This is a genomic window from Sphingomonas metalli, from assembly GCF_014641735.1.
Lineage (GTDB): Bacteria > Pseudomonadota > Alphaproteobacteria > Sphingomonadales > Sphingomonadaceae > Sphingomonas > Sphingomonas metalli.
The window spans coordinates 738,422-763,438 of the sequence record NZ_BMIH01000002.1 but is presented as its reverse complement, the minus strand read 5'-3'; the positions used below and the strand labels follow the sequence as shown (position 1 = coordinate 763,438).

Sequence of the window (25,017 nt, the reverse complement as noted above, 5' to 3'; positions counted from 1 at the left end):
GCGGGGGCATGGCCGAACAGGCACCAGATCTTGCGGCGGTCGCCGGCCGGGACGGCGTGGCGGACCGTTTCGCCCGGACGCGCGCGCTGACGCTCGCCCTCGCCGCACCGCTCTCCGACGCCGACGCCACCGTCCAGTCGATGCCCGATGCGTCGCCGGCGAAATGGCACCTGGCGCACACGACCTGGTTCTTCGAGACCTTCGTCCTGCGCGACCATGTGCCCGGCTACGCGCTGCACGATCCGCGCTGGCCGTTCCTGTTCAACAGCTATTACGAGGCGGAGGGGCGGCGGCATGCCCGGCACCGTCGCGGCATGATCACCCGGCCGACGCTCGACGAGGTGCGCGCCTACCGCGCCCATGTCGACGCGGCGCTGACGGCGGCGCTGCCGTCGCTGCCCGATGCGGCGCGCACGCTGGTCGAGCTGGGCTGCCACCATGAGGAGCAGCACCAGGAACTGCTGGTCACCGACATCCTCCACCTCTTTGCCGAGAACCCGCTCGAGCCCGCGCTGTGGGCCGCCGCGCCCAAGGTGCCGGTCGGCATGCCGGGGCCGATCGGCTGGATCGAGCATGGCGGCGGCGTGGTCGAGATCGGCCATGGCGGCGGCGGCTTCGCCTTCGACTGCGAGGGGCCGCGCCATGCCGCGCTGCTCCATCCGCATGCGCTCGCCGACCGCACCGTCACCAATGGCGAGTGGGCGGCCTTCATCGCCGATGGCGGCTATCGCGATCCGCGCCACTGGCTGTCGGACGGCTGGGCCTGGGTGAAGGCGGAAGGGATCGCCGCGCCGCTCTATTGGGAGCAGGACGGGGCGGGCTGGACGCGGTTCGGGCTCGACGGCCGGCGGCCGGTCGATCCCGCCGCGCCGGTCACGCATGTCAGCTTCTTCGAGGCGGACGCCTATGCCAGCTGGGCCGGCGCGCGGCTGCCGACCGAGGCGGAATGGGAGGCTGCGGCGGCGGCGCACGATCCGGCGGTCGGCAACCAGATGGATGCGGCCGGCCCGGTCGAGCCTCGCCCGGCCCCGCACGGCCCCGCCTTTTTCGGCGACGTGTGGGAATGGACCGGCAGCGCCTATCGTCCCTATCCCGGCTTCACCCCCGTCGAGGGCGCGGTCGGCGAGTATAACGGCAAGTTCATGAGCGGCCAGTTCGTGCTGCGCGGCGGCAGCTGCGCCACCCCGCGCGGCCATGTGCGCGCCTGCTACCGCAACTTCTTCTACCCCCATCAGCGCTGGCAGTTCACCGGCGTCCGCCTTGCAAAGGACATCGCATGTTGAAGCCGGAAGCCGAGGACGGGCAGGCGAGCCTCGCCGACCCGCAGTTCCGCGCCGACGTGCTCGCCGGGCTCGAGCGCCGTCCGCGGGCGATCCCGGCACGCTGGTTCTACGACCGGCGGGGCTCGGAGCTGTTCGAGGCGATCACCGACCTGCCCGAATATTACCCGACCCGGACCGAGATCGCGATCCTCGAGCGGATCTGCCCCGACCTCGCCGCGCTGACCGGCAAGGGTCGGGCGGTGGTGGAGTTCGGCTCGGGCTCCTCGACCAAGACGCCGGTGCTGCTGCGCTGCATCGCACCCGCCGCCTATGTGCCGATCGACATTTCGGGCGAGTTCCTGCGCCAGTCGTCCAAGACGCTGTCGGCCGCCTTTCCCGAGCTGCTCGTGCTGCCGTTCGAGGCGGACTTCATGCGCCCGCTCGCGTTGCCGCGCGCGATCGCCGACCAGCCCAAGCTCGGCTTCTTTCCCGGCTCGACGATCGGCAACATGACCCCGCTGATGGCGACCGACCTGCTGCGCGCGATGCGCGCGTCGCTGGGCGAGGGGGCGATGCTGCTGATCGGGATGGACCGGATCAAGTCGCCCGACATACTCCTCCCCGCCTATGACGATGCGGCGGGAGTGACGGCGGCGTTCAACCTCAACCTGCTCGAGCGGATCAACCGCGAGCTGGACGGCGATGTCCCCGTCGACCGCTTCCGCCACGTCGCGCGCTGGAACGACGATCGCGCGCGGATCGAGATGCATCTGGAAGCGCAGGAAGACCTGTCCTTCACCGTCGCCGGCCGGCCCTTCGCCATCGCCGCCGGCGAGACGATCCATACCGAGAACAGCCACAAATATGGCGCGCGCGACGCCCGCATCCTGTTGCGTGCCGGCGGTTGGACGCCGGTGGCGGAGTGGACCGACCCGGACGGCAATTTCGGCGTCTATCTGGCCGAGGCGCAGGCGGAGCGGCCGGCGCCGTAGGGCGGCGTCCGCCCCCACCGTCATCCGCGCGAAGGCGAGACAAATGCGAAAGTCATCCCGTCATGCCGGACCTGTTCCGGCATCCACGGCGCGGCAAACGCACAGGCCATTGCTTTCGCGGAACCGTGGATCCCGGAACACGTCCGGGATGACGAGTGGAAGGGGCTGCCGTCGCGAGTTCCGCAGAGGTCTCGCCTTTGCGGGGATGACGGGGGGGCTGTCCGTCGGCATGACTCTACCGCACCACCACCCTCGCCCGCCAAACGGGAATATAGTCCATCGACCCGCGGCATTCGCCCATCACCGTCTCCTCGACCAGCCGGAAGCGCGCGCCGTCCCAGGCGAAGCTCTGCATGTCGCCGCAATCGCCGATCCCCCGCCCCTTGGCGAAGGAGCCGAGGCGACGCTCCCGGGGATCCCAGTCGCCGTTCACGACGACGTTGTCCTCGGTGCCGTCGACTCCCATGCCGGGCGTGGAATCGAACCGCGCGGGCGAGGGCTTGCCGGCCTCGTCGACCACGAACAGGCTGCTGAACAGGTTATAGGCGCCGTTGCCGCAGGGATGATCGACCACCACCAGACTGTGCCGGGCATCGAGGCGATGGGCCTTGGGCGCGACCGGGCCGTTGGCATAGTCGCATCGCGCATTGTCCCGGCCGATCAGCCGGGTCGCCACGGCCACGCCGATCGTGCGCGGCCGGGCCTTCGACGCCGGCGGCGAGACGATCACCGGCAGGGCCGGGGCGGCCGCCCGCGCCACGCGATTGCCCGGCCGGCGCAGCGCCGAACGCGTTCCGACCAGCCCTTGACGATCGTCCATATAGAGCATCGCCGCCGCCAGCCCCTTGAGCGAGGCTGCGGCGCGCGACTTGCCTCGGGCATCGACCAGCGTCGCCCGATCGCCCTCGGCCAGCGCATCGAGCATCGATCGGGTCAGCGCCAGCGTCCCGCCGTCGTCGCCTTTCGCCGAGACCGTCCCGATCGCGCGTCCGTTGACGGTCAGCCGATAGGAGCCCGCTGCCGGTGCCGGCACCGACAGGCGCGCCGCCGCGCCGCCGGCATCCCGGTTGAGGACCAGCATCAGATAGTCGTCCGGCGAGCCGGACTCGGGCACCAGCGCCACCGCCTGACAGGCGGCGCCATTGTCGCAGCCGACCGTCCAGTCGGTGAAGGTCTTCACCCCGCCCGGCTTCGGCCCGGCGGGCGCGGCGGCGGCGAGGGTGAGGGCGACGAGCGATGCGATCATGACGAGGCGGTCTCCGGCTGCGTGCCCCTGCCGATTAGGGACAGTGCGGCTTCCGCGCCAGCCGGCAGGCGGTTAAGGCCACCGGCAAAGACGATGGAAGGATGAGGCGATGCAGTCAGTCGGCGTGATCGGGGCGGGGCAGATGGGTGCGGGGATCGCCCAGGTCTCCGCGGCGGCGGGCTATCGCGTGCTGCTCAGCGACGTGTCGCAGGAGCGGGCCGAGGCGGGCAAGGCGGGGATCGCCAAACTCCTCCAGCGCGCCGTCGACAAGGAAAAGATCGCCGCCGCCGATCGCGACGCGACGCTGGCGCGGATCGAGCCGGTCGGCGACGTCGCCGCCATGGCTTCCTGCGCGCTCGTCATCGAGGCGGCGACCGAACGCGAGGCGATCAAGCGCCAGATCTTCGCCGAGGTCGGCCGGGTGCTGGCGGACCATGCCGTGCTGGCGTCGAACACCTCCTCCATCCCGATCACCCGGCTGGCGCAGGCATCGCCCGATCCGGCGCGCTTCGTCGGCGTCCATTTCTTCAATCCCGTGCCGGTGATGGGGCTGATCGAGCTGATCCGCGGGCTGGCGACCAGCGACGACACGGTCGCGCGGGTGGAGGATTATGCCCGAACGCTCGGCAAGCGGGTGGTGCGCGCCAACGATGCGCCCGGCTTCATCGTCAACCGCGTGCTGATGCCGATGCTCAACGAGGCCTGCTTCGCGCTGGGCGAGGGAGTGGCCACCATCCCAGACATCGACGCCGCCTGCCAGCTCGGCCTCAACCATCCGATGGGGCCGCTGACCCTGGCCGATTTTATCGGGCTCGATACCTGCCTCGAGATCACGCGCGTGCTGTTCGAGGGGACGGGCGATCCCAAGTTCCGCCCCGCGCCGCTGCTCGTCAAATATGTCGAGGCTGGCTGGTACGGCCGCAAGACCGGGCGCGGCTTCTACGACTATTCGGGGCCCGAGCCGGTGCCGACCCGATAGGGCCTGCCCTGTCCCGAAGCGGGATGGTCCCCCGCTGTCGCAATTCCGTCACGGCGGAGACGCGGCGGCGTAACGGAGTTGGTGAAAGGCGCCGGTAAACAGGGAGTTTACCATGATGCGTCGTTCCGTCGCCACCGCCCTTGCCGGCCTTTCGCTCGTCGCCCTCGCGCCTCTGCCGGCGGGCGCCGTCACGCTCGTCAGCGCCTTCGAGGTGCCCAACGGCACCGACCTGTCGGGGCAGCAGGGCGTGGGCAACAATCGCTTCGGCGGCTTCGGTTCGGACCTGATCTACGATGCGGGGACCCAGACCTTCTGGAGCACGACCGATCGCGGGCCCGGCGGCGGCGTCCTGTCGTACAATCCGCGCCTTCAGGGCTTCAAGCTCGACATCAATGCCCAGACCGGCGCGATCGGCGGGTTCACGTTGACCGATACCGTTCTCTACAAGGACGGCCAGAATTTCTTCAACGGGCTCAACCCCACCCTGCTCAACAACGATCCGAGCATCCTCGGCCGCTCGCTCGATCCGGAGGGCCTCGCCCGGCTGCCGAACGGCAACCTCCTCGTCTCCGACGAATATGGCCCCTCGGTGCTCGAATTCACCAAGGACGGCCAGTTCGTCCGCGCGTTCGAGACGCCGGCCAACCTCCTGGCGCGCGACGCCAACGGCAAGCTCAACTATACCAATGTCAGCGTCGCGGGCAGCACCGGGCGGCAGGACAATCGCGGCTTCGAGGGGCTGACGATCAGCCCCGACGGCAAGACCGCCTATGCCATCCTCCAGGATCCGCTCGCGCAGGACGGCAAGGCGGCCAAGGCGAGCGACGTCCCCGGCGTCTACAGCCGTAACGCGCGCATCGTCGCGTTCGACGTCGCGACCGGCAAGCAGACCGCGCAATATGTCTATCAGCTCGAGTCGCTGGCCGACATCAACGACCGGATCCCCGGCACCAGCGACGATTTCAAGAGCGACAAGCAGGGTCGCTCGATCGGCGTATCCTCGCTGGTCGCGGTCGGCGACAAGACGCTACTGGTGCTGGAGCGCGACAATCGCGGCTTCGGCATCGACGATCCCAACGGCGCCAAGCCGGTCGGCGAGAAGCGCGTGTTCAAGATCGACCTGACCAACGCCACCGACGTCAAGGACATCAGCCTGGCCGGCAGCAACGACCTGCCTGCCGGGGTCAAGCCGGTGCTCAAGGGATCGACTCCCTTCCTCGACATCGCCGCCGCGCTGAAGGCGATGGGCTTCCCCATCCCCGAGAAGATCGAGGGAATGTCGTTCGGGCCGCGCCTGGCGGACGGCAGCTACACGCTGATCGTCGTCACCGACAACGACTATTCGGTGACGCAGGATTCGAAGACCAACGTCCAGTACGACGTCTGCACCAGCGGCGTGAACGGCAGCGGCTCGAGCGTTCAGGTCGCGATCGGCGCGGGCTGCCCCGCGGGCTACAGGCTGATCCCGAACATGGTCTACAGCTTCAAGCTGAGCGAGGCCGAGTATAATGCGCTCACCACCGCGGTGCCCGAGCCGGCCACCTGGGCGACGATGGTCGGCGGCTTCGCGCTGATCGGCGCCGCCGCCCGCCGCCGCCGCAAGCGGACCGCGCGTCTCGCAGGGTGATAGCGGAAGGGGCGGCGTTGGCTGGTCGCCGCAGGTTCCGACCTGTGAATTGCGGAGCCACGCCCTCTCCACAGCGCCCGCTTCGGTCATCCCGGCGAAGGCCGGGATGACGGTCGCGAGTGGCGCTGACGCTGCAACCCTACCGCTATGATTCGCCTGCCGACCCCCGCCGCGCCTCGCCCACGCTGCGGATGAAGGTCCAGACCTCGGCGGGGAAGGGCGGCGATTGCTCGCCCTGCCAGCTGGCCATGTCGTCATACAGGCGCGTCACCCCCGTCGCCATTTCGGGCGTCGCGATCCGCGCGAAGGGCGCGAGCAGCGCCTGCCACTCCGCGTACAGCGCATCCGCCTCCGCCGAGCGCGGGTCGAGCGGCAGCGCGGCGGCGATGCGGCCGGACAGCTCCGTCCATGCGGCGCTATAGGCGGCCTGATCGAAATCTGCCGGCATCGCCTTTGCCGCCTCGGCGAAATCCGCCTTGCCCTGTTCGCTCAGATAGCGGTCGGACACCGCTTTCCAGTTCTGGTCTTCCATCATCGTGTCTCCGGTTCGGATGAGCGAGCAGAGCGTCGCGACATCGACCGGCTCGCGGCGATCGAGGCGGGACTGGACGGCGCGGAGCAGGTCGCGCGCCGCCGCAAGTTCGGCCGCGCGCGCATCGATCGCGGCCAGTTGCGCGGCGACGAGGCCGGCAAGGTCGACCTGCCGGTCGCCGAGCAGCGCCGCGATCCGCGACAGGGTGAAGCCGGCACGCTTCAACGCCACCACGGCGTGCAGCCGCGCGAGCTGTCCGGGACCATAGAGCCGCCGCCCGCCACCGCTGCGGAGCGGCCGCACCAGCCCCCGCGCCTCGTAGAAGCGCAGCGCCCGCGGCGTCAGCCCCGTCGCCCGCGCCACCTCCGCAATGTCGATCGCCTCGTCCATGGCGAGGGGATAGCGGTTGACGCTGCGTCAGCCGCAAGGGGGAAAATGCGGCGATAGGTTCAACACGCGGGCGAGAACCTGTCGGGGCATGACCCGTCCAGCTCCCACAAACCACCCGTCATCCCTGCGAGGGCGAGACCTCTGCGAACGTTCGAGCGCTCACCGTTTCGCGTCCACCCCGGCGCAGGCCGGGGTCCAGCAGGGTGAAGCTTTGCAATGACGTACTGCCGTTTTCCAACTGGACCCCGGCCTTCGCCGGGGTGGACGGTGGACCTTTGCACGAGTCTCGCCAAGGCGCGGATCCGAACGTGCGGGAGCGCACCGCATCACCCGCAAACGTCAGAGGTTATGGATCCCCGCCGCCGCGGGGATGACGGGTGGGAAGGGGGGGCAGGCTGTTACGACGACGCCCGCATGGCTGGCTTAGGACCTGACAAACTCTTCACCGCTCCACCGCGCGCGCGCTCACCAGCGTGCCCGCGCCACGCCGGGTGAAGATCTCCAGCAGCATCGCGTGCGGGATGCGCCCGTCGAGGATCACGGCCGCGTCGACGCCGGACTGGACCGCCGCGACGCAGGTCTCGATCTTGGGGATCATCCCGCCGGTGATCGTGCCGTCCGCGCGCAGCTCCGCGACCCGCGCGGGATCGAGCGCGGTGAGCAGATCGCCCTGCTTGTCGAGCACGCCCGCCACGTCGGTGAGCAGGAAGAAGCGCGCCGCGCCCATCGCCGCGGCGACCGCGCCCGCCATGGTGTCGGCATTGATGTTGTAGGTATGGCCGTCCGCACCGATGCCGACGGGCGCGATGACCGGGATGATCCCGGCCGAGGACAGGGTGTCGATGATCCGCCGGTCGACCGCGATCGGCTCGCCGACGAAGCCCAGGTCGACATGCCGCTCGATGCCCTGGAGCGGGTCCGGGTCCATCCGCCCGACCTTCTCGGCCAGCACCAGCCCGGCGTCCTTGCCCGAGATGCCGACCGCCCGGCCGCCCGCACGGCCGATCCAGCCGACGATATCCTTGTTGATCGAGCCGGCCAGGACCATCTCGGCGACCTGCGCGGTCTCCGCATCGGTCACGCGCAGCCCGTTGACGAACTGCGATTCGACGCCCAGTCGCTTGAGCATCGATCCGATCTGCGGCCCGCCGCCATGGACGACGACGGGGTTGATTCCCACCGCCTTGAGCAGCACCACGTCCTCGGCGAAATCGCGCTGCAGCTCGGGATCGCCCATCGCATGCCCGCCATATTTCACGACGAAGGTCTTGCCCGCATAGCGCTGGAGATAGGGCAGCGCCTCGGTCAGCGTTTCCGCCTTGGCGAGCAGCGCGGGATCGGGGGAGTGGCTGGTCATGGCGCGCCTTTAGCGGCGGTGCGGCGGGATGGGAACCGGCGGCGGTCCGTCAGTCTAGCCAGCCCCTCGCGTCGCCCCGGCGAAGGCTGGGGCCTCGCCCGGCTCCTGCTGCGCCCTGCCACCGGGAGACCCCGGCCTGCGCCGCGATGACGTTCGGTTCAGCGGGGCTGTATTACGCCGAGAGACCGGAGAAGATCACCTTGACCCGATCGTGCCGAGCGAAGTCGAAGCACCGGTGAGTCTCGGGCCCTTCGACTTCGCTCAGGGCGAACGGCTGGAGCGGGGCCAACCTGGGGTGATCTTGCCCTAGAACGCCGCGATCCCGGTGATCGCGCGGCCCAGGATCAGGGCATGGACGTCGTGCGCGCCTTCATAGGTGTTCACCGTTTCGAGGTTCATCAGGTGGCGCATCACCTGATATTCGCCCGATATGCCGTTGCCGCCATGCATGTCGCGGCTGGTGCGGGCGATGTCGAGCGCCTTGCCGACATTGTTGCGCTTGACGATGCTGACCATCTCGGGCGCGAACCGGCCCTCGTCCATCAGCCGGCCGACACGCAACGACGCCTGCAGGCCGAGCGCGATCTCGGTCTCCATGTCCGCCAGCTTCTTCTGGAAGAGCTGCGTGGCGGCGAGCGGCCGTCCGAACTGCGCGCGGTCGAGGCCATAGCGGCGCGCGGCATGGAAGCAGAATTCCGCCGCCCCCATCGCGCCCCAGCTGATCCCGTAGCGGGCGCGGTTGAGGCAGCCGAACGGCCCCTTCAGCCCCTCGACATGCGGCAGCAGCGCGTCCTCGCCGACCTCCACCTCGTCCATCGCGATCATGCCGGTGATCGAGGCGCGCAAGGAGAGTTTGCCCTCGATCTTGGGCGCCGACAGGCCCTTGGCGCCCTTCTCCAGTACGAAGCCGCGGATCGCGCCGCCATGCGCGTCGCTCTTCGCCCAGACGACGAAGACATCGGCGATCGGGGCGTTGCTGATCCAGGTTTTGGCGCCCGAGATCGCATAGCCGCCGCCGTCGATCGCCTTGGCCCGCGTCGCCATGCCGCCGGGATCGGAGCCCGCATCGGGTTCGGTCAGGCCGAAACAGCCGATCCACTCCCCGCTCGCGAGCCTGGGCAGATAGCGGCGCTTCTGTGCCTCCGAGCCATAGGCATGGATCGGATACATGACGAGGCTTGACTGGACGCTCATCATCGAGCGGTAGCCGGAATCGATCCGCTCCACCTCGCGCGCGATCAGGCCATAGGCGACATAGGAGGCGCCGACGCCGCCATAGTCTTCGGGCACGGTCGGCCCGAGCAGGCCGAGCGCGCCCATCTCGCGGAAGATCTCCGGATCGGTATGTTCCTGCGCAAACGCCTCGACGATGCGCGGGGCCAGCCGGTCGTCGGCATAGGCGCGCGCGGTGTCGCGGATCATCCGCTCGTCGTCGGTCAGCTGGTCGTCGAGCAGGAACGGGTCCGCCCAGTCGAATCGTCCCATCCCGGCCATCGCGCTCTCCTTGCTGTCCCGCGCGGTTAGGCCCAGCGCGACGGTGCGGCAAGCGCCGGGATCGAAGCCGGGGCCGGATCGTTGCGTGGGGTCTGACACTGGCGTCCGGTGGGGACCGACGCCGATAAGACAAACCGAGCGACGGTCGGGGAGCATGGATCAGCCACGTCAGCCTATCATCATCGATCCCGCGCGGCGACAGGCGGCGATCGAGCGCTATCGTATCCTCGGCACCGGCACCGAGCATGGGCTGGACGAGCTCGCCCGCCTCGCCGCCGATCTGTGCGGCGTACCTGCCGCCCTGGTCGGGCTGCATGGACGCGGGCAGCTGATCCTGAAGGCGGCGCACGGTCTGTCGCCGCAGGCGGTGCCGCTGGACGATCCCGGCATCCTCGACGAGGCCGTCACCGTCAGCGAAGCGGCTGACTTCCCGCTGATGGCGGCGCTGCCCGGCGCGCGCTTCTGCGCCGCGGCGGCCCTGCGGACGCGCGAGGGCGCGGCGATCGGCACGCTCGCCGTCCTCGCGCCGGCGGCGCCCGAATGGACCGAAGGACGCGCGCGGGGCCTTGCCGTCCTCGCCCGTCAGGTCGTCGCGCAGCTCGACCTTGCGAGTATCGCCGCCGAGGGCACCGAGCGCGACGATCGCTACCGCACCCTGTTCGAGGCGATGGACGAAGGCTTCTGCATCATCGAGTTCCTCGACGGCCCCGAAGGCCCCTTGAGCGACTATGTCCATGTCGAGGCGAACCCCGCCTATACGCGCAATGCGGGCATCCCCGACGTGGTCGGCCAGCGGGTACGGCAGATGGTGCCCGACGAAGCGGGCGACTGGGTGGAGCGCTACGGCGCCGTGCTGCGGACCGGCAAGCCGATCCGCTTCGAGCGCGAGCTGGAGAAGACCGGGCGCTATCTGTCGCTCTCCGCCTTCCGCATCGAGCCGCTCAGCCGACGCCAGGTCGCGGTGCTGTTCCAGGACATCACCGCGCGTCGGCGCGCCGAGGTCGAGCTGGTGCAGGTCAATGCGACGCTGGAGGCGCGCATCGCCGAGGCGGTGGCGCAGCGCCAGGTGCTGGCCGACGTCGTCGAGGGGACCGACGCCTTCGTCCTCGTCATCGACCGCGACGGCCGGCTGCTCGCGATCAACGGCGCCGCGACCGCCGAGATCGCGCGGCTGTGCGGCGTCGCGCCCCAGGTCGGCGACCGCCTGCCCGAGCTGTTCGCGGCCCGGCCCGAGATCACCGCGATCGTTACGCCGATGTGGCAGCGGGCGCTGTCGGGCGAGGCGTTCGTCGAGACGCTGGCGATCGGCGACCGGCATTACGAGGTGCGCTACAACGTCCTGCGCGACGCGATGGGGGTGCAGGTCGGCGCCTATCAGTTCGTCTACGACGTGACCGACCGGCTGGAGGAACAGTCCCGCCTCGCCGCCGCCGAGGAGGCGCTGCGCCAGGCGCAGAAGATGGAGGCGGTCGGCCAGCTGACCGGCGGGCTCGCGCACGATTTCAACAACCTGCTCGCCGGCGTCTCGGGCGCGTTCGAAATGATCGGCACCCGGCTGTCGCAGGGGCGCGGGCGCGACGTGGAGAAATATCTCGCCGCCGGCCAGGGCGCGACCCGCCGCGCCGCGGCGCTGACCCATCGCCTGCTCGCCTTCTCGCGCCGCCAGACGCTCAGCCCGCGGCCGCTGATCGTCAACCGGCTGATGACCGACCTGGTCGAGCTGGTCCAGCGCACCGTCGGCCCCGACATAAGGGTCGAGACGATCGCGGCGATGGGGCTGTGGCCGACGCTGGTCGACGCCAACCAGCTCGAGAACGCCATCCTCAACCTGTGCATCAACGCCCGCGACGCGATGCCGGAGGGCGGCCAGATCACGCTCGAGACCGCGAACCGCTGGATCGACCGGCGTACCGCCGCCGCGCGCGGGCTGGAGCCGGGGCAATATGTCACCATCTGCGTCAGCGATACCGGCACGGGCATCGACGCGGCGACGCTGGAGCGGGTGTTCGATCCCTTCTTCACCACCAAGCCGCAGGGCGAGGGGACCGGCCTCGGCCTGTCGATGGTCTACGGCTTCGCGCGGCAGAGCAACGGCCATGTCCGCATCTATTCGGAAGTGGGGCAGGGGACGATGGTCTGCCTCTATCTGCCCCGCCATCTGGGCGAGGCCGACGAGACCGACGACCTGACCGTCGCGGCGGTGCCGCTCGCGCGGGTCGACGGCAAGGCGGTGCTGGTGGTCGACGACGAGCCGACCGTCCGCATGCTGGTGGTCGATGCGCTGGAGGAGATGGGCCATGCCTGTGCGGAGGCGGGCGACGGCCCCGAAGGGCTGCGCATCCTCGACGCGGCGGAGCGGATCGACCTGCTGATCACCGATGTGGGCCTGCCGGGCGGGATGAACGGGCGGCAGGTGGCCGAGGCGGCGCGGGAGCGCATCCCGGGCCTCAGGATCCTGTTCATCACCGGCTATGCGGAGAATGCGGTCCTCAACCACGGCCATATCGCGCCGGGCATGGAGGTGCTGACCAAGCCCTTCGCGATCGAGGACCTGCGGATGCGGGTGGACCGGCTGTTGCGGGAGTAGCGATCCCGCGTGCAACGACAATCCAGACATAGTCAGTAGCTTAGAAAGAAGCTTTCGTCAGCCATTAGCGGTTATGACAGCGCGACGATTCGCGCGGAATGAGTGTACGGCTACAGGTCTGATAATAAGGTTTCTAGAATCTCTCTCAGAAATAACGCAAATTTTTTATGTGATCTCCTGTGGTAGTCTTGTACAATGGACAAGTGAAGGAGGTTGTTATGGCGAGATACAGTTTATTTCTGTTTGCGATTGTCATGCCTTCGACGTTATCAGCTCAGTCAGTTATATCATACGATGATGCAACCTTTTCATCATCAATATCATGCCAATCAGTGGCAGCTATGTCGAAATCATCATCAAATTACTATGACATGAAACTTGAAATTCTGTACAGAAACCAGGACAGGGGGACCCCGATTCAGCACTACGAAAGAAATACCAATATTGTATATTACTCGTGTAGCGCTTGTGAAGCCGAGGAAGTGGTCACTCGTCACTACCTTTCAAATGCGAGAAATGGCGTAGGTCAGTCGGTCTACATGGCCCCATGCAGCGGTGCAGGTGGTTCATATGGAACAACATCGGCTACATTGAACCGCCAAGGGTGCAGTGGCCGGCCGCCATGGGAGCTGTAAGATGAGCACATCCTCATTCGCTCTGATCGCTCTTTTGCAAGCGACGACGATCATCTCGCCGGTTCCCGAAAGAATGAAGGGCAACGGAGCAGAACCGGTACGATTTTCACCGGACTTTGATCTTACGAAGATCACGCCGCAACCAAAAGGGACGGTGGAGACACCACTGAGCGTCAAAGACGGAGCAATCGAATCACCTGCTTCGTTGCTGCGTAAAGGGCGGTATCTGGCGAAGCTCGCCTCGGCCGATAAGACCGCGTCGATCGTGCCGCCACTTCAACGGCGCGATCTTATTTCCGGTTGCCGCTTCGACTCCGAATATCCGAGCGGGATCAAGGTTGCGGGGAGCACCGAGCTCAACAGACTCACGACAAGCTTCGATTGCGGGTCGTACACCGCATCGATCGAACATGAGGATCTTTCACGACCTCTCGAATCGCTTGTCCAGGAGGGCTTCCATCCCTCCCAGCTGGACGCCGTGATCAACGGAGGCGCCGTGCGCCACGTTTATAGGCGGTCGCCCGACGGACGCGTGCGGGTGACGGTGCAATGGGTCGGCGCCGGCCGGCACTACCTGATCGTGCTGCTGTCGGATACGGTCGGCCTTGCACGCCTGTCCGCGCAGGCCGACTCGATGCTGAATGCGCTTACGCTCTTCAATAGCAAGCACCGCACATAGTTATGCCGACTGTAGCCCGGAACGAATATCTCGTTCCGGCCTGCCGCTTTTCAGAACGAGAACCCGGCCGACAGCTTGATCGTGCGCGGCGGGTTGCCGCCGATGCTGTAGCCGACCCGCTCGCCATAGACGGTCGGCGAGTCTGCGGTGCGGGTGGTGTCGCCCGGATCGTTGTTGAAGTCGACATAGTTGCGGTCGTTCATCAGGTTGATGATGTCGACGCGCAGCCGCACCCGCGTCGCGTCGCTGATGAAGTGCAGCGGGATGTACTTGGTCGCGGCGAAGTCGAGCTGCCGGCGGCCCCAGCGATCGCCGTTGCCGTTGCGGAAGCTGCCGATCACCTGCCGCTGGAAGGGCGACGAGGTGCTGAGATAGGCCACCTGGTAGAGCGGCGACTCGATCTGGAACTTGGCCGACAGCGTCAGGCCCAGCGGCGTGTCGACGCTGCCCGCCGTCACGAAGCGGTGCCGCGGCACCCCGGCCGAGGGCAGGAACGGATAGTCGTTGATGCTCGGGAAATCGAGCGAGAAGGTCTCGCCGAACTGCCGGTTCTCCTCCGCCTGCGTATAGGTATAGGTCGCATCCAGGCTCCAGGGCGAGGCAGCCTTATAGGTCTTGGTCAGCTTGACATAGGCGGCGTCCGAATTGGTCTTCAGCCCGTTGGTGCCGATGATGATCGAGCCATAGCCCGGCGGCGCGAAGCCGAAGGGCGAGTTGGGCGCGTCGTTCGGATCGTTCGGATCGTTGAAGAAGAAGCTGCCGTCCGGGCGGCGGTTGCCGAGCAGGAAGACGAAGCCGTCGCGGCTGGAAATATGGGTGTAGCCGACCTCCAGCTCGACCGGGTTGAAGCGCGTGCGGAAGCCCAGGCTGAACTGGTCCGAATAGGGAACCTTCAGGTCGTTGTTGATGAAGCGCAGCTCGCGCCCGCCGCCCACCGCATTGGCCGCCAGCCGCGCACGGCCCTCCGCGGTCAGATAAGAGGGATCGTAAGGGATGCAGGTCGCGCTGGGCGAGCACGGCTCGAAGCTGTTGTTGCCCTGGAACTGGAAGCTGCGGACCGGGAAGGCGCCGAAGCTCAGCTCCTGCTGCAGGAAGTCGAACTGGTTGCGATCATAGGAGCGGCCATAGCCGCCGAACATGGTGAAGCGGCCCGCCTCGTCGAAGCGATAGGTGAAGCCGATGCGTGGCTGGAACGCACCCTTGAACGCCTTCCGGTTGTTGCCGGTCGAGATATAGTCGTTGATGTTGTAATCGGCGTTGGTCAGGTTCGGATAGTTGGCCGCCGACACCGCATCGAGGTTCGACTGCGGCGTGACGAAGTCGAGATAGGCGGGAGTCCGCTCATAATCCCAGCGCAGGCCGAGGTTCAGCGTCAGTCGGTCGGTGACATCCCAGTCGTCCTGCGCATAGATGCCGAACTGGAAGTTGTTCGACTGGACGATCGGGGTGCCGAAGCTGCCCTGCGCGCCGAAGTCGACGCGATAGGGCAGCGTGTCGTTGAAGCCGGTCTGGCTGAACAAATTGGTGTCGTAGTAATAGAGCGGGTTGAGCCGGTTCTGCTCCAGCGTGCGCAGCTTGATGAAGCGCGCCTTGGCGCCGACCTTGATCGTGTGGCGATCGAAGCCGGTCCAGGTGAAGTCGTCCTGCACCGTCCAGCCGCGCTGGCCCTTGTCCTGGTAATTGCCGCCGCCGCCGGTAGTGAAGATGTTGAAGCGCGAGACAGAGGTGCCGTTCTGCCGGGTGGCGACGAAAAGCTGCCCGTCGCCGAACACCGCGGGCGTCGGCGCCCAGCGCACATCCTCATAGGCGACGCGGAAATCGTTGATCCAGTTGTCGGCGGTATGCTGCCACCGGGCCGTCCCGCGCTTTTCCTTCACGCGCTGATTGTTGCCGGTCGACAGGGTGTTGCTGCCGTTGCCCAGCTGGAAGCCGGTCTCGTTGCGATACTTGCCGGTGAATTCGATCAGGTCGGCATCGGTCGGCACGATGTCGATCTTGCCGAACACCAGATCCTCGTTGAACGTCGTCTGGAAGGTGCCGAACAGGTTCTGGTACTGGCTCGGCAGCGAGCTGGCGAGAACGCCGTTCTCGGGGCGGATGTCGACCGGAAGCTCGCGCCGCTTGCCTTCGTAGCTGGCGAAGAAGTGCATCACGTCCTTGATGATCGGACCGCCCAGCGCGATGCCGTATTGCTTGTCGGTGGTGCGCACCTTGTCGACGCTGTTCGGATAGATCTCGGACGGGCGCTTGTTGCGAAGGTTCTGGTCGGTATAGTCGAAGAAGCCCTCGCCATGGAATTCGTTGGTGCCCGACTTGGTCGTCGCGGTGATCGCGACCGAGCTGACCTGATCGAACTCCGCCTTGTAGTTGGACGAGAGGACCTGATACTCGCCGATCGCGAGCTGCGGGAAGGGATTGCCCGCCGACGAATCCTGCCCGGTGATGCCGTTCTTGAGAACGTAATCCTTCTGGCTGATGCCGTCGATGAAGACGTTGACGCTGTTGCTGCGCTGCGCGCCGCCCTGGATGCGGGCCGAGCCGTCCGCCTCTTCCAGGAAGCGCACGCCGGGGGCGAGGTCTGCGAAGGCGAGGAAGTTGCGGCTGTTCTGCGGCAGCTGCTCGATCAGCCGCTGGGTGATGTTGATGCCGACCTGCCCGCCCGACAGCGAACGGATGCGGCTGCCGGTGACGATGATGTCGTCGCCGCTCGTCTGGGTGCCGCCGCCCTGCGCATTGCCTTCGGGCGTCGCGCCCGGTTCGGCATCCGCCTGGTCGGGCGTGCCGGGGGTGGCGGCGGGGGCCGCGGTCAGGTCGATGTCGAGCCCGGCATTCTGGCCGACGCGCAGGGTGAAGGCATCCGAGTTGCGGGTGCCGTTCTGGAGCCGGATCTCGAGGCGATAGGTGCCCGCGCGCAGCGAGGCGAAATTGTACGAACCGTCGGCGGCGATCGGCACGCTGCGGCGATAGTTGGTGCCGGTCTCGACGATCGTCACTTCCTGCGCGGCGTTGCTGCTCGGCGAGGTGATGCGGCCGCGCAGCGACGCCTGGCCCACCTGCGCCTCCGCCACCATCGGCAGCATCACGGCGCTGCCCGCCAGCATGGTCGCGGCCGCCAGTGCCGCACGGAACATGGTCTTGGTCATGGCGTATCCCCTCCAGCCGGACATGCGGCGGTTCGTTGTTGTGACGGTGGTGCGGCGCGCGCGGTCGGGGCCCGAGGCCCGGCGGCGATGCGCAGTGATGATGGCGGATGTGGCGGCGATGCCGCGCGGTCCTGCCGACGTGCCCAAACGATCCTCTCCTGCAGACGCTCGCGCTCGGGTCGCGATACGCTGCTGTAACCGGTTACATGATGATGCAACCGGTTACAGCGCGATTGGAACCGGTACAATCCCGTTTCTGTTCCACCTGAGTCATAGAAGTGGCGAGGTGTTGCGCGCGTGCAACGCGGCAGGTTACCGGGCCAGCCAGCCGCCCGTGAAGCCCGCGCGCTCCAGCCCGCGCCGGATCGTGGGGGAGCGGCGCATGGTCTGCCAGACGAAGCCGTCGCGATGATTGGCGATGGCGCCGGCGATCGCGCCCTGATCGATCCCCAGATAGTCCTTCGCCACCCAGCCCCAGCGCGGATCGACGCTGCCGGTGGTCACCTTCGGCTCGACATAGCGGAAGGAGGGATTGAAGCTGTCGCGAAAGCCGTATTCGCCATAGAGGCCGGGCCAGCGCCGCATCGCGTCCGCCGCCGGCACCACGATCTCGGGCGCGAAGGCGAGGCTGCCCAGCGCGGCGGTCGGCGCCAGCGTGCCGTCGTCGCGCTCGTCGGGCTGCCCCAGCGGCCCGCGCGCCGAATAGCCGAAGAAGGTCGCCTGCCGTCCCTCGAACGGCTGCACCGTGTCGATCGGGCCGTCGCAGGCGGTCAGGCCCCAGATGTCGCGGCCATAGCCCTCCCAGCCCATCGGATTGGCGATGCAATAGGCGCGGTTGGCATAGGTGGCGCGGCGGCTGTTCTCGGCATAGTCGAGGCCGGCCGCGCGCATCGCGGGATCGCGGATGCCGCGAAAGTCGATCCACATCTGGCTGTATTGATGGCCGAACAATGGGGCGAAGGCGAGGTGGCGGGTCGCGCCGCTGCCGCGCCAGCAGGGCGGATAGGTGCGCGCCCAGGCGTCCCACGCGCCGTCGGCCAGGGCCCGGCCGCGGCTGCCCAGCCCGACGACATAGACCATCATGCCCTCGTTATAGCCCTCCCAGGCGCGCGCGATGAAGCCCCGCTCCGGGTGCCAGCCCATCGACACGCTGCCGCGATCATTGGTGAACCACGGCCAGTCGGCGCGGTCGGTGATCCGCTGCGCCAGCCGCCGGATCTCCGCCTCGACCGGATCGGCGCGGTCGTACCAGGCGCCGGCGAACAGGATGCCGAGGAAGAGCAGCGTGGTGTCGACGCTCGACAGCTCGGTCTCGCGGAAGCGGGTGCCGGTCTCCATGTCGAGGAAGTGGTAGAAGAAGCCCTTGTGCCCGGCCGTCCCGCTGCGCGCCTCGCCCTGCGGCGCGGTGTCGAAGAAGCGCAGCGTGGTCAGCGTCAGGTCGCGCGCCTCCTCGCGCCGGATCCAGCCGCGCATGACGCCGACCGGATAGGCGGTGAGCGCGAAGCCGACCGCGGCGATGCTGGCGAAGCTGGGCGAGGGCCAGCGATCGGGGACGAGCCCGTTCCGGCGGCTGGCCAGGTCCCAGAAGAAGCGGAAGGTGCGGTGCTCCAGATCGTCGAACCAGCGCGGCAGCGGCACCCGCGCCGCGGCGGCGCCGGCCGCCGATCCCGCGAGCGCGGCCCCCGCCGCCGCCAGCGGCATCCGGGTCAGCAGGTCGCGACGGGCGAGCGGAAGGGTAGCGATGGTCATGGCGACGTCCTGTCAGGAGTGGTGGTGCGCACGACGAGCTCGGGCGTGACCAGTTCGAGGGTGCGGGCGTCCTCCGCGCCTTCCAGCGTATCGACCAGCCGCGCGACGGCACGCGCGCCCATCTCCGCCAGGTGCAGCCGTACGGTGGTCAGGCCCAGATAGCGCGCGAGCGGGATGTCGTCGAAGCCGGTCACCGCGACTGCGCCCGGCGCGTCGACGCCCGCAGTGCGGAGCGCGGTGAGCGCGCCCAGCGCCATCATGTCGTTGGCGGCGACGATCGCATCGAACGCGGCGTCTTCGCGCAACAGCGCGGCGACGGCCTGCTGTCCGCCTTCCTCGCGGAAATTGCCGGCGACGATGCGGACGGGACGGTCCGGGGCGTGGCGGGCCATGGCCGCCGCGAAGCTGGCGCGCCGCTCGTCGCCGTCGATATTGCCGGCAGGTCCCGCGATGTGGACGAGGTCGCGCCGGCCGCTGCCGACCAGATGCGCGACGAGCGCGTCGATCCCGGCGGCATTGTCGATCCGCATCCCGGCATGGCCGCCGGGATCGCGGGCGTTGACCAGCACGGCCGGCACGCCGGGGGGCAGCGCCTCGTCGAGGCCCGTCGCGTCGAGCTGCGGCGCCATCACGATCAGCCCGTCGACCCGCCCGCGCATCGAGCGCATCGCCTGCGCCGCGAGCTCCGCATCGGCATGCATGTTGGACAGCAGCAGGTGATAGCCGCGCGCGCCGGTCTCCCGGTCCATGCCGCGCACGATCTCCGAGAAGAACTCGCCGTGCAGGTCCGGCAGCACCACGCCGATCGCATGGGTGCGCGCCATCGACAGGCTGCGCGCGCCGGCATGGGGGACATAGCCCAGCGTCTTGGCCGAGGCGACCACGCGGGCGCGCGTTTCCGGATGCACGCTGTTCAGGCCGTTGAGCGCGCGAGACACGGATGCCACCGAAACCGCCGCATGCCGCGCCACGTCGCGGATCGTTGCCGAACGCCCTTTCATCGCCGTTCACCCCCTCTGCCTGTTGTCGATCGACGCGCCGCTTGCGCCGGCACGATTCCTGCCGGATAATCGGTTGCCTTCTCGCACTCTTCCTGACTATGTAACCGGTTACAGGCGGCGGTCAACGCGAAATGCCCTGCCCTCGGGCAGGCCACGCCGCCGATGGGGATGGAGTCTGACGGGATGAGCGACATGACGATCTCGCGCCGCGCGGCGCTGATGGGGGCCGGGGCGGTCGCCGCCTGGGCGACGAGCCCGGCGCGCGCGCTGCTGGCGCAGGCGGAGGCATCGGGCACGCTGCCGCCGCGGATCGAGGCGCTGATCGGCCGGATGACGCTGGAGGAGAAGGCCGGACAGCTCCAGCTCAACGCCGCCGCCTGGGCAGGCGGAGCGGCCGTCGCGCTCAACCCGCCGGGCGGCAGCGGCAATTTTGACAAGCAGCTCGCCGATGCGGTCGCGGGCAAGCTGACCGGCGTGTTCAACGGCAACGGCGCGGCGATGGCGCGGCGCATGCAGGGCGCGGTGATGAAGGGATCGCGGATGAAGATCCCGCTGATCTTCGCCGCCGACGTGATCCACGGCCATCGCACCATCTTTCCCGTGCCCGTCGCCGAGGCGGCGAGCTTCGAGCCCGATCTGGCGCGCCGCACCGCGCGCGCCGCAGCGGTCGAGGGCGCGGCCGCGGGGATCGACTGGACCTTCTTTCCGATGGTCGACATCGCCCGCGACCAGCGCTGGGGCCGGACCATGGAGGGCGCGGGCGAGGATCCGATGCTGGGCGAGCTGTTCGCCGCCGCGCGGGTCAGGGGCTTCCAGGGCGAGGGGCTGGCCCGCGACGACGCGATGATGGCCTGCGTCAAGCATTTCGCCGCCTATGGCGCGGCGGAGAGCGGCCTCGACTATAATAGCGTCGACATCAGCGAGCGCACCCTGCGCGAGGTCTATCTGCCGCCCTACAAGGCCGGATTCGATGCCGGCGCGATGAGCGGCATGGCCTCGTTCAACGAAATCAACGGCGTCCCCTCGCACGGCAATCCCTGGCTGATGAAGACGGTGCTGCGCGACGAGTGGAAGTTCCCCGGTATCGTCGTCTCCGACTATACCGGCGACGAGGAGATGATCGCGGCGGGCTTCGCCAAGGACGGCAAGGATGCGGCGCGCATCGCCTTCCTCGCGGGCGTCGACATGTCGATGCAATCCGACCTCTACGCGCTCCACCTGCCCGCGCTGGTGCGCGGGGGGGCGGTGCCGCAGGAACTGCTCGACCAGTCGGTGCGGCGCGTGCTGCTGGTCAAGCATCTGCTCGGCCTGTTCGACGATCCCTTCCGCCGGATCGACGAGAAGCGCGAGAAGGCGCGGTCGCGCACCCGGGAGAGCCTGGCCCTGTCGCGCGAGGCGGGGCGCAAGGCGATCGTGCTCCTCAAGAATGACGGCGACGTGCTGCCGCTGCGCAAGGAGCAGCGGATCGCGATCATCGGCCCCTTCGCCAGCGGCCAGCACGATCTGAACGGGCCCTGGGTCGTCTATGGCGACAATGCCAATGCCGTCGACCTGGCGACCGGCGTGCGCGCGGTGGCGGGCAGTGTCACGGTGACGCCGGGCTCGGGCGTCGAGGAGGCGCTGCCGGGCGGCATCGAGGCGGCGGTCGCGGCGGCGCAGGCGGCGGACGTGGTGCTGCTCGCGATCGGCGAGAATGAAGGCATGTCGGGCGAGGCGCAGTCGCGCACCGCGATCACCGTTCCCGCCCCGCAGATGGCACTCGCCGAGGCGGTGGCGAAGACCGGCAAGCCGGTCGTCGTGGTGCTGAAGAACGGCCGGGGCCTCGCGCTGGAAGGCGCGGTGAAGGACGCGCCCGCGATCCTCGTCACCTGGTTCCTGGGGTCGGAGACCGGCCATGCCATCGCCGACGTGCTGTTCGGCGCCTATGGCCCGTCGGGCCGGCTGCCGCTCAGCTTTCCGCACGAGAGCGGGCAGGAGCCCTATTATTACGCGCACAAGGCGACCGGGCGACCCCAGCCGGCGGGCGAGCGCCAGCCCTACAAGGCCCAGTGGCGAACCGCGCCCAACGCCGCGCTCTACCCGTTCGGCCACGGCCTGACCTATGGCAAGGTCGGCTATGCCGGTCTGGCGGTCAGCCCCGCCGCCCTGCCGCAGGGCGGCCGGCTGACGGTGAGCGCGACCGTGACCAACAGCGGCACCCGCGCCTGCGAGGAGGTGGTGCAGCTCTATATCCGCGACCGCGTCGCGACGCTGACCCGGCCGGTGCGCGAGCTCAAGGCCTTTCGCAAGGTCGCGCTGGCGCCGGGGGCGTCGCAGACGGTGAGCTTCACGCTGACGGTCGACCAGCTGCGCTATCTCGGCGCGGACCTGAAGCCGACGGTGGAGCCGGGCACCTTCGACGTCTGGATTGCCCCCTCCGCGCAGGCCGAGGGCGTCCATACGACCTTCGAGCTGCTGGCCTGACGCGAAGGGGTCAGCCCGCCAGCTCGCGCACCACGGCATCGTGGGCGCCGGGCTTGAGCGGGTTGAGGGCCATCAGCAGCCCGGAGAGGAGGAAGAAGCCGAGCGGCACCAGCGCGATCGTCCAGCGCATCTCCGCGAGCGTCTGCGGAGACTGGGCGATGTTGGCGGTATAGCCCGCCTCGCCGAAGCTCGCGCCGAGCAGCGCGGTCGCCAGTCCGATCGCGACCCGCTGGAGCAGCGCGGCCAGGCCGAACACCGTGCCCTCCGATCGCGCGCCGCCCGCGCGCTGGCCCCATTCGACCGTGTCGGGCAACATCGCCCAGAAGGCGAAGTGAAGCCCGACCGTCGCCGCCTGCATCGCCATCAGGAACAGCTGCATCGCGCCCGCGCGCGGCAGGTCGGCCAGCGCGAACAAGGCGAGCCCCAGGCTGTTGAGCGCCACCGCCACGAACCATAGCCGCCGCACCCCGATCCAGCGTGCGACCAGCATCCAGACCGGCACCGCCGCGGCGCTGACCGCCATCATCGAGGCGAGCGCGAGCTGGCCGGCGGCCTCGTCGTGCAGGAAGTACTTGAAGTAATAGAGGACCGACTTGTTGAGCATGGTGGTGGCGACGATCATCGCCATCATCGCACCACTCAGGGTGAGGAAGGCGCGATTGCGCGCCACGCTCCCCAGGGCCGCGCGGACCGAGCCGCCCGACGCGGGCGGGCCCGGAACCGCGTCGCGGAACGTCGCGCCGACCCAGAGCAGCAGCGCGGCGCCGATCGCGGCGAAGAGCAGGGCCGCGGCGAAGAAGGCGGGCGGTCCGGCACTGCCACCGCTCAGCCGCTCGCCGAGCGGCACCGTGCCCGCCGCGACGACCACCGCCGCCATCGTTCCGGCGAGCATCCGCAGTCCCGCGACCAAAGCGCGGTCGCGCGAGTCGGCGCTGACCCGCGCCGACATGGCCAGATAGGGAATGTTGACGAGCGCATAGGCGGTGCGGAACAGCATGTGGCCCGCCAGCACGAAGCCGATACCGGCCGCGACCGGCCAATAGGCAAGCGCGAAGGCCGCGCCCAGCGGCACCGCCCCGGCGACCAGCGCGAGCCGGTAGCGACGTGCCGATCCCAGCCGGTCGGCCAGCGCGCCGACCGCGAAGCTGGCGATCCCGTCCCATATCGAGGCGGCCAGATAGATCGCCGCGGCCGTCGCCATCGGCAGGCCGAGCGCGTCGGTATAGTAGAAGAGCAGGTAGAGCATGACGCTCTGCCAGTAGAGATTGAAGGCGAAGTCCCCGCCCGCGAACAGGATCAGGCGCGGGCGGGAAACGCGGCTCACTGCCCCGGGGCGGGCGGGGTGGCGGGCGCGTCCGGATCGCCGGCCAGTCCGCCGCCGAGCGAGCGGTAGAGCTCGATCAGGTTCGATTCGCGGGTCAGCCGCGTGGTCACCAGCTGCTGCTGGGCGGCATAGGCGTTGCGCTGCGAATCGAGCGTCGTCAGGAACGAGTCGACGCCGGCGCGGAACCGCGCCTCGGACAGGCGGGCGGTCGCCTGCGCCGCTTCGGCCCGGGCGGTCTGCGCCGACAGCTGCTCGCCGACCGTGCCGCGCTGGGCCAGGGCATCGGCCACTTCGCGGAACGCCGTCTGGATCGTCTGGCCATAGGTGGCGACCGCCGCCTGTTGCGAGGCGCGGGCATAGTCCAGATTGCCGCGCCGCCGCCCGCCGTCGAACAGCGGCAGCGATACCGCCGGCTGGGCATTGTAGGTGAAGCTGCCGCCCGCGAAGAGCCCCGACAGCGCGGTGCTGATCGTCCCCAGCGTCGCGGTCAGCGAGATGGTGGGGAAGAGCGCCGCGCGCGCGGCGCCGATATTGGCGCTCTGCGCCGCCAGCTGATGCTCCGCCTGCAACACGTCCGGCCGGGCGAGCAGCGCGCGCGACGACAGGTCGGCGGGCAGCGAGTCGAGCGTGTAATGATCCGCGTCGAAGCGCTGGGGCAGCAGCTCGGCCGCCACCGTCGTGCCGGCCAGCAGGTTGAGCGCATTCTGATCGCGCGCGATCTGCGTCCGCAACGTGGCGATGTCGCTGCGGGCGCCCTGATAGCTCGTCTCCGCCTGGCGCACCTCCAGCTCCGAGCCGACGCCGATGCGGAACTGCGCGCGGGTCAGCTCCAGCGTCTGTTCGAAGGTCTTGAGCGTCTCCTGCGACAGGCGCAGCTGCTCCTGGTCGGACGCCATGGTCAGCCAGGCCGAGGCGATCTCGGCGATCAGACTGATCCGCGCGGCGCGCTGCGCCTCCTCGCTGGCGAAATACTGTTCCAGCGCCGCGCGGCTGAGGTTGCGCACCCGGCCGAACAGGTCGAGCTCGAAGGCGGAGAAGCCGGCATTGACCGAATAGGCCTCGATGTTCGACGAGGCGCCGGTGCCGACGCCCGCACCCGCGCCCGCGCCGCCGCCGGTCCCCGCCCCGGCACCCGTGCCGGCCCCGGTTCCCGTCCCGGTGCCAACGCCGGTCGCCGCGCCGGCGCTTCCGGCCGCACCGAAGATGTTGTTGGTATAGATGCCCGCGCCGGATGCGGTGGTGGAGGGCACGAGGTCGGCGCGCTGGACGCGGTACTGCGCGCGTGCCTGAAGCACGTTCGCCGCCGCGAGCTGGAGGTTGCGGTTATTGGCAAGGCCCAGCGCGATCACCTGCCGCAGCCGCGGGTCGGTGAAGAAGTCGCGCCACGCCACCTGGGTGATGTCCCGCCCGTCGGCGGCGGCCGCCGGGTAGGCGCCGCCCTGCGGCAGGGTGGCGGGGATCTCCCCCGCCGGGCGAAGGTGCTTGGGCGCCAGGTTGCAGCCGGCCAGCGTGGTCGACGCCGCCAGCAACGCGGTGACGAGACGGTTGCGCATCATC

15 protein-coding genes and 2 pseudogenes are annotated in these 25,017 nt (G+C 68.8%); 8 read left to right on the top strand and 9 right to left on the bottom strand.

Features of this window, described 5'->3' with window-relative positions; all coding sequences use genetic code 11:
* Positions 1-8 precede the first annotated feature (8 nt).
* Both egtB and egtD read left to right on the top strand, forming a co-directional pair.
* Complete coding sequence (gene egtB / locus IEX18_RS09625) at positions 9-1,283, top strand: ergothioneine biosynthesis protein EgtB (protein ID WP_188658522.1); 1,275 nt, start codon at positions 9-11, stop codon at positions 1,281-1,283.
* The gene (gene egtD, locus IEX18_RS09620; RefSeq protein WP_188658521.1) at positions 1,277-2,254 is read left to right on the top strand and encodes an L-histidine N(alpha)-methyltransferase; all 978 of its coding nucleotides are present in this window, start codon (positions 1,277-1,279) and stop codon (positions 2,252-2,254) included. The genes egtB and egtD overlap by 7 nt, the downstream gene beginning before the upstream one ends.
* A gap of 235 nt (positions 2,255-2,489) precedes the next feature.
* Here egtD and IEX18_RS09615 read toward each other — a convergent pair whose 3' ends face one another.
* On the bottom strand, positions 2,490-3,500 hold the full coding sequence (locus tag IEX18_RS09615; protein WP_188658520.1) for a DUF1176 domain-containing protein: 1,011 nt from the start codon (positions 3,498-3,500) through the stop codon (positions 2,490-2,492).
* A gap of 109 nt (positions 3,501-3,609) precedes the next feature.
* Here IEX18_RS09615 and IEX18_RS09610 point away from each other — a divergent pair, with 109 nt between their 5' ends.
* From IEX18_RS09610 to IEX18_RS18865, 3 genes and pseudogenes are all read left to right on the top strand, one after another.
* Entirely contained in the window at positions 3,610-4,479 is an 870-nt protein-coding gene (locus IEX18_RS09610) for a 3-hydroxybutyryl-CoA dehydrogenase (protein ID WP_188658519.1), read from the top strand.
* A gap of 112 nt (positions 4,480-4,591) precedes the next feature.
* Positions 4,592-5,809, top strand: a pseudogene (locus tag IEX18_RS18605) (esterase-like activity of phytase family protein); the annotation flags it as partial.
* A gap of 186 nt (positions 5,810-5,995) precedes the next feature.
* Positions 5,996-6,106: pseudogene (locus IEX18_RS18865) on the top strand (PEPxxWA-CTERM sorting domain-containing protein); the annotation flags it as partial.
* Positions 6,107-6,251: 145 nt separating this feature from the next.
* Here IEX18_RS18865 and IEX18_RS09600 read toward each other — a convergent pair.
* The 3 genes from IEX18_RS09600 to IEX18_RS09590 all read right to left on the bottom strand — a co-directional run bounded on the left by IEX18_RS09600 (position 6,252) and on the right by IEX18_RS09590 (position 9,879).
* Positions 6,252-7,028 carry a MerR family transcriptional regulator gene (locus IEX18_RS09600; RefSeq protein ID WP_188658518.1) on the bottom strand — a complete coding sequence of 259 codons (777 nt, stop codon included), beginning with the start codon at positions 7,026-7,028 and terminating at the stop codon, positions 6,252-6,254.
* Between the two features lie 442 nt (positions 7,029-7,470).
* Complete coding sequence (argB, locus tag IEX18_RS09595) at positions 7,471-8,385, bottom strand: acetylglutamate kinase (RefSeq protein ID WP_188658517.1); 915 nt, start codon at positions 8,383-8,385, stop codon at positions 7,471-7,473.
* 306 nt (positions 8,386-8,691) lie between these two features.
* Complete coding sequence (locus tag IEX18_RS09590; RefSeq protein WP_188658516.1) at positions 8,692-9,879, bottom strand: acyl-CoA dehydrogenase; 1,188 nt, start codon at positions 9,877-9,879, stop codon at positions 8,692-8,694.
* Positions 9,880-10,033: 154 nt separating this feature from the next.
* Between IEX18_RS09590 and IEX18_RS09585 the strand changes: the two genes are divergently transcribed.
* The gene (locus IEX18_RS09585; RefSeq protein WP_188658515.1) at positions 10,034-12,466 is read left to right on the top strand and encodes an ATP-binding protein; all 2,433 of its coding nucleotides are present in this window, start codon (positions 10,034-10,036) and stop codon (positions 12,464-12,466) included.
* Between the two features lie 636 nt (positions 12,467-13,102).
* Positions 13,103-13,780 carry a hypothetical protein gene (locus IEX18_RS09580; RefSeq protein ID WP_188658514.1) on the top strand — a complete coding sequence of 226 codons (678 nt, stop codon included), beginning with the start codon at positions 13,103-13,105 and terminating at the stop codon, positions 13,778-13,780.
* A 50-nt stretch (positions 13,781-13,830) separates the two neighbouring features.
* Here IEX18_RS09580 and IEX18_RS09575 read toward each other — a convergent pair whose 3' ends face one another.
* The 3 genes from IEX18_RS09575 to IEX18_RS09565 all read right to left on the bottom strand — a co-directional run bounded on the left by IEX18_RS09575 (position 13,831) and on the right by IEX18_RS09565 (position 19,673).
* Positions 13,831-16,923: a TonB-dependent receptor gene (locus IEX18_RS09575; RefSeq protein ID WP_229664481.1), complete on the bottom strand. Its 3,093-nt coding sequence runs from the start codon at positions 16,921-16,923 to the stop codon at positions 13,831-13,833.
* Between the two features lie 312 nt (positions 16,924-17,235).
* Positions 17,236-18,672 carry a glucoamylase family protein gene (locus tag IEX18_RS09570; RefSeq protein WP_188658513.1) on the bottom strand — a complete coding sequence of 479 codons (1,437 nt, stop codon included), beginning with the start codon at positions 18,670-18,672 and terminating at the stop codon, positions 17,236-17,238.
* Positions 18,669-19,673 carry a LacI family DNA-binding transcriptional regulator gene (locus tag IEX18_RS09565; RefSeq protein ID WP_188658512.1) on the bottom strand — a complete coding sequence of 335 codons (1,005 nt, stop codon included), beginning with the start codon at positions 19,671-19,673 and terminating at the stop codon, positions 18,669-18,671. Before IEX18_RS09565 ends, IEX18_RS09570 begins: the two co-directional genes overlap by 4 nt.
* A 183-nt stretch (positions 19,674-19,856) precedes the next feature.
* Here IEX18_RS09565 and IEX18_RS09560 point away from each other — a divergent pair, with 183 nt between their 5' ends.
* Positions 19,857-22,136: a glycoside hydrolase family 3 N-terminal domain-containing protein gene (locus IEX18_RS09560; RefSeq protein ID WP_188658511.1), complete on the top strand. Its 2,280-nt coding sequence runs from the start codon at positions 19,857-19,859 to the stop codon at positions 22,134-22,136.
* 10 nt (positions 22,137-22,146) lie between these two features.
* Here IEX18_RS09560 and IEX18_RS09555 read toward each other — a convergent pair whose 3' ends face one another.
* On the bottom strand, positions 22,147-23,460 hold the full coding sequence (locus IEX18_RS09555; RefSeq protein ID WP_229664480.1) for an MFS transporter: 1,314 nt from the start codon (positions 23,458-23,460) through the stop codon (positions 22,147-22,149).
* Positions 23,457-25,016: an efflux transporter outer membrane subunit gene (locus tag IEX18_RS09550; RefSeq protein WP_188658510.1), complete on the bottom strand. Its 1,560-nt coding sequence runs from the start codon at positions 25,014-25,016 to the stop codon at positions 23,457-23,459. Before IEX18_RS09550 ends, IEX18_RS09555 begins: the two co-directional genes overlap by 4 nt.
* Position 25,017 lies beyond the last annotated feature (1 nt).

What these genes read in the sequence shown, in the direction of transcription:
- egtB (WP_188658522.1), top strand. Translation starts at nt 9, where the DNA reads ATGGCCGAACAGGCACCAGATCTTGCGGCGGTCGCCGGCCGGGACGGC.
- IEX18_RS09615 (WP_188658520.1), bottom strand. Translation starts at nt 3,500, where the DNA reads ATGATCGCATCGCTCGTCGCCCTCACCCTCGCCGCCGCCGCGCCCGCC.
- IEX18_RS09570 (WP_188658513.1), bottom strand. Translation starts at nt 18,672, where the DNA reads ATGACCATCGCTACCCTTCCGCTCGCCCGTCGCGACCTGCTGACCCGG.
- IEX18_RS09565 (WP_188658512.1), bottom strand. Translation starts at nt 19,673, where the DNA reads ATGAAAGGGCGTTCGGCAACGATCCGCGACGTGGCGCGGCATGCGGCG.
- IEX18_RS09575 (WP_229664481.1), bottom strand. Translation starts at nt 16,923, where the DNA reads ATGACCAAGACCATGTTCCGTGCGGCACTGGCGGCCGCGACCATGCTG.
- IEX18_RS09585 (WP_188658515.1), top strand. Translation starts at nt 10,034, where the DNA reads ATGGATCAGCCACGTCAGCCTATCATCATCGATCCCGCGCGGCGACAG.
- argB (WP_188658517.1), bottom strand. Translation starts at nt 8,385, where the DNA reads ATGACCAGCCACTCCCCCGATCCCGCGCTGCTCGCCAAGGCGGAAACG.
- IEX18_RS09600 (WP_188658518.1), bottom strand. Translation starts at nt 7,028, where the DNA reads ATGGACGAGGCGATCGACATTGCGGAGGTGGCGCGGGCGACGGGGCTG.
- IEX18_RS09580 (WP_188658514.1), top strand. Translation starts at nt 13,103, where the DNA reads ATGAGCACATCCTCATTCGCTCTGATCGCTCTTTTGCAAGCGACGACG.
- IEX18_RS09610 (WP_188658519.1), top strand. Translation starts at nt 3,610, where the DNA reads ATGCAGTCAGTCGGCGTGATCGGGGCGGGGCAGATGGGTGCGGGGATC.
- IEX18_RS09550 (WP_188658510.1), bottom strand. Translation starts at nt 25,016, where the DNA reads ATGATGCGCAACCGTCTCGTCACCGCGTTGCTGGCGGCGTCGACCACG.
- egtD (WP_188658521.1), top strand. Translation starts at nt 1,277, where the DNA reads ATGTTGAAGCCGGAAGCCGAGGACGGGCAGGCGAGCCTCGCCGACCCG.
- IEX18_RS09560 (WP_188658511.1), top strand. Translation starts at nt 19,857, where the DNA reads ATGAGCGACATGACGATCTCGCGCCGCGCGGCGCTGATGGGGGCCGGG.
- IEX18_RS09590 (WP_188658516.1), bottom strand. Translation starts at nt 9,879, where the DNA reads ATGGCCGGGATGGGACGATTCGACTGGGCGGACCCGTTCCTGCTCGAC.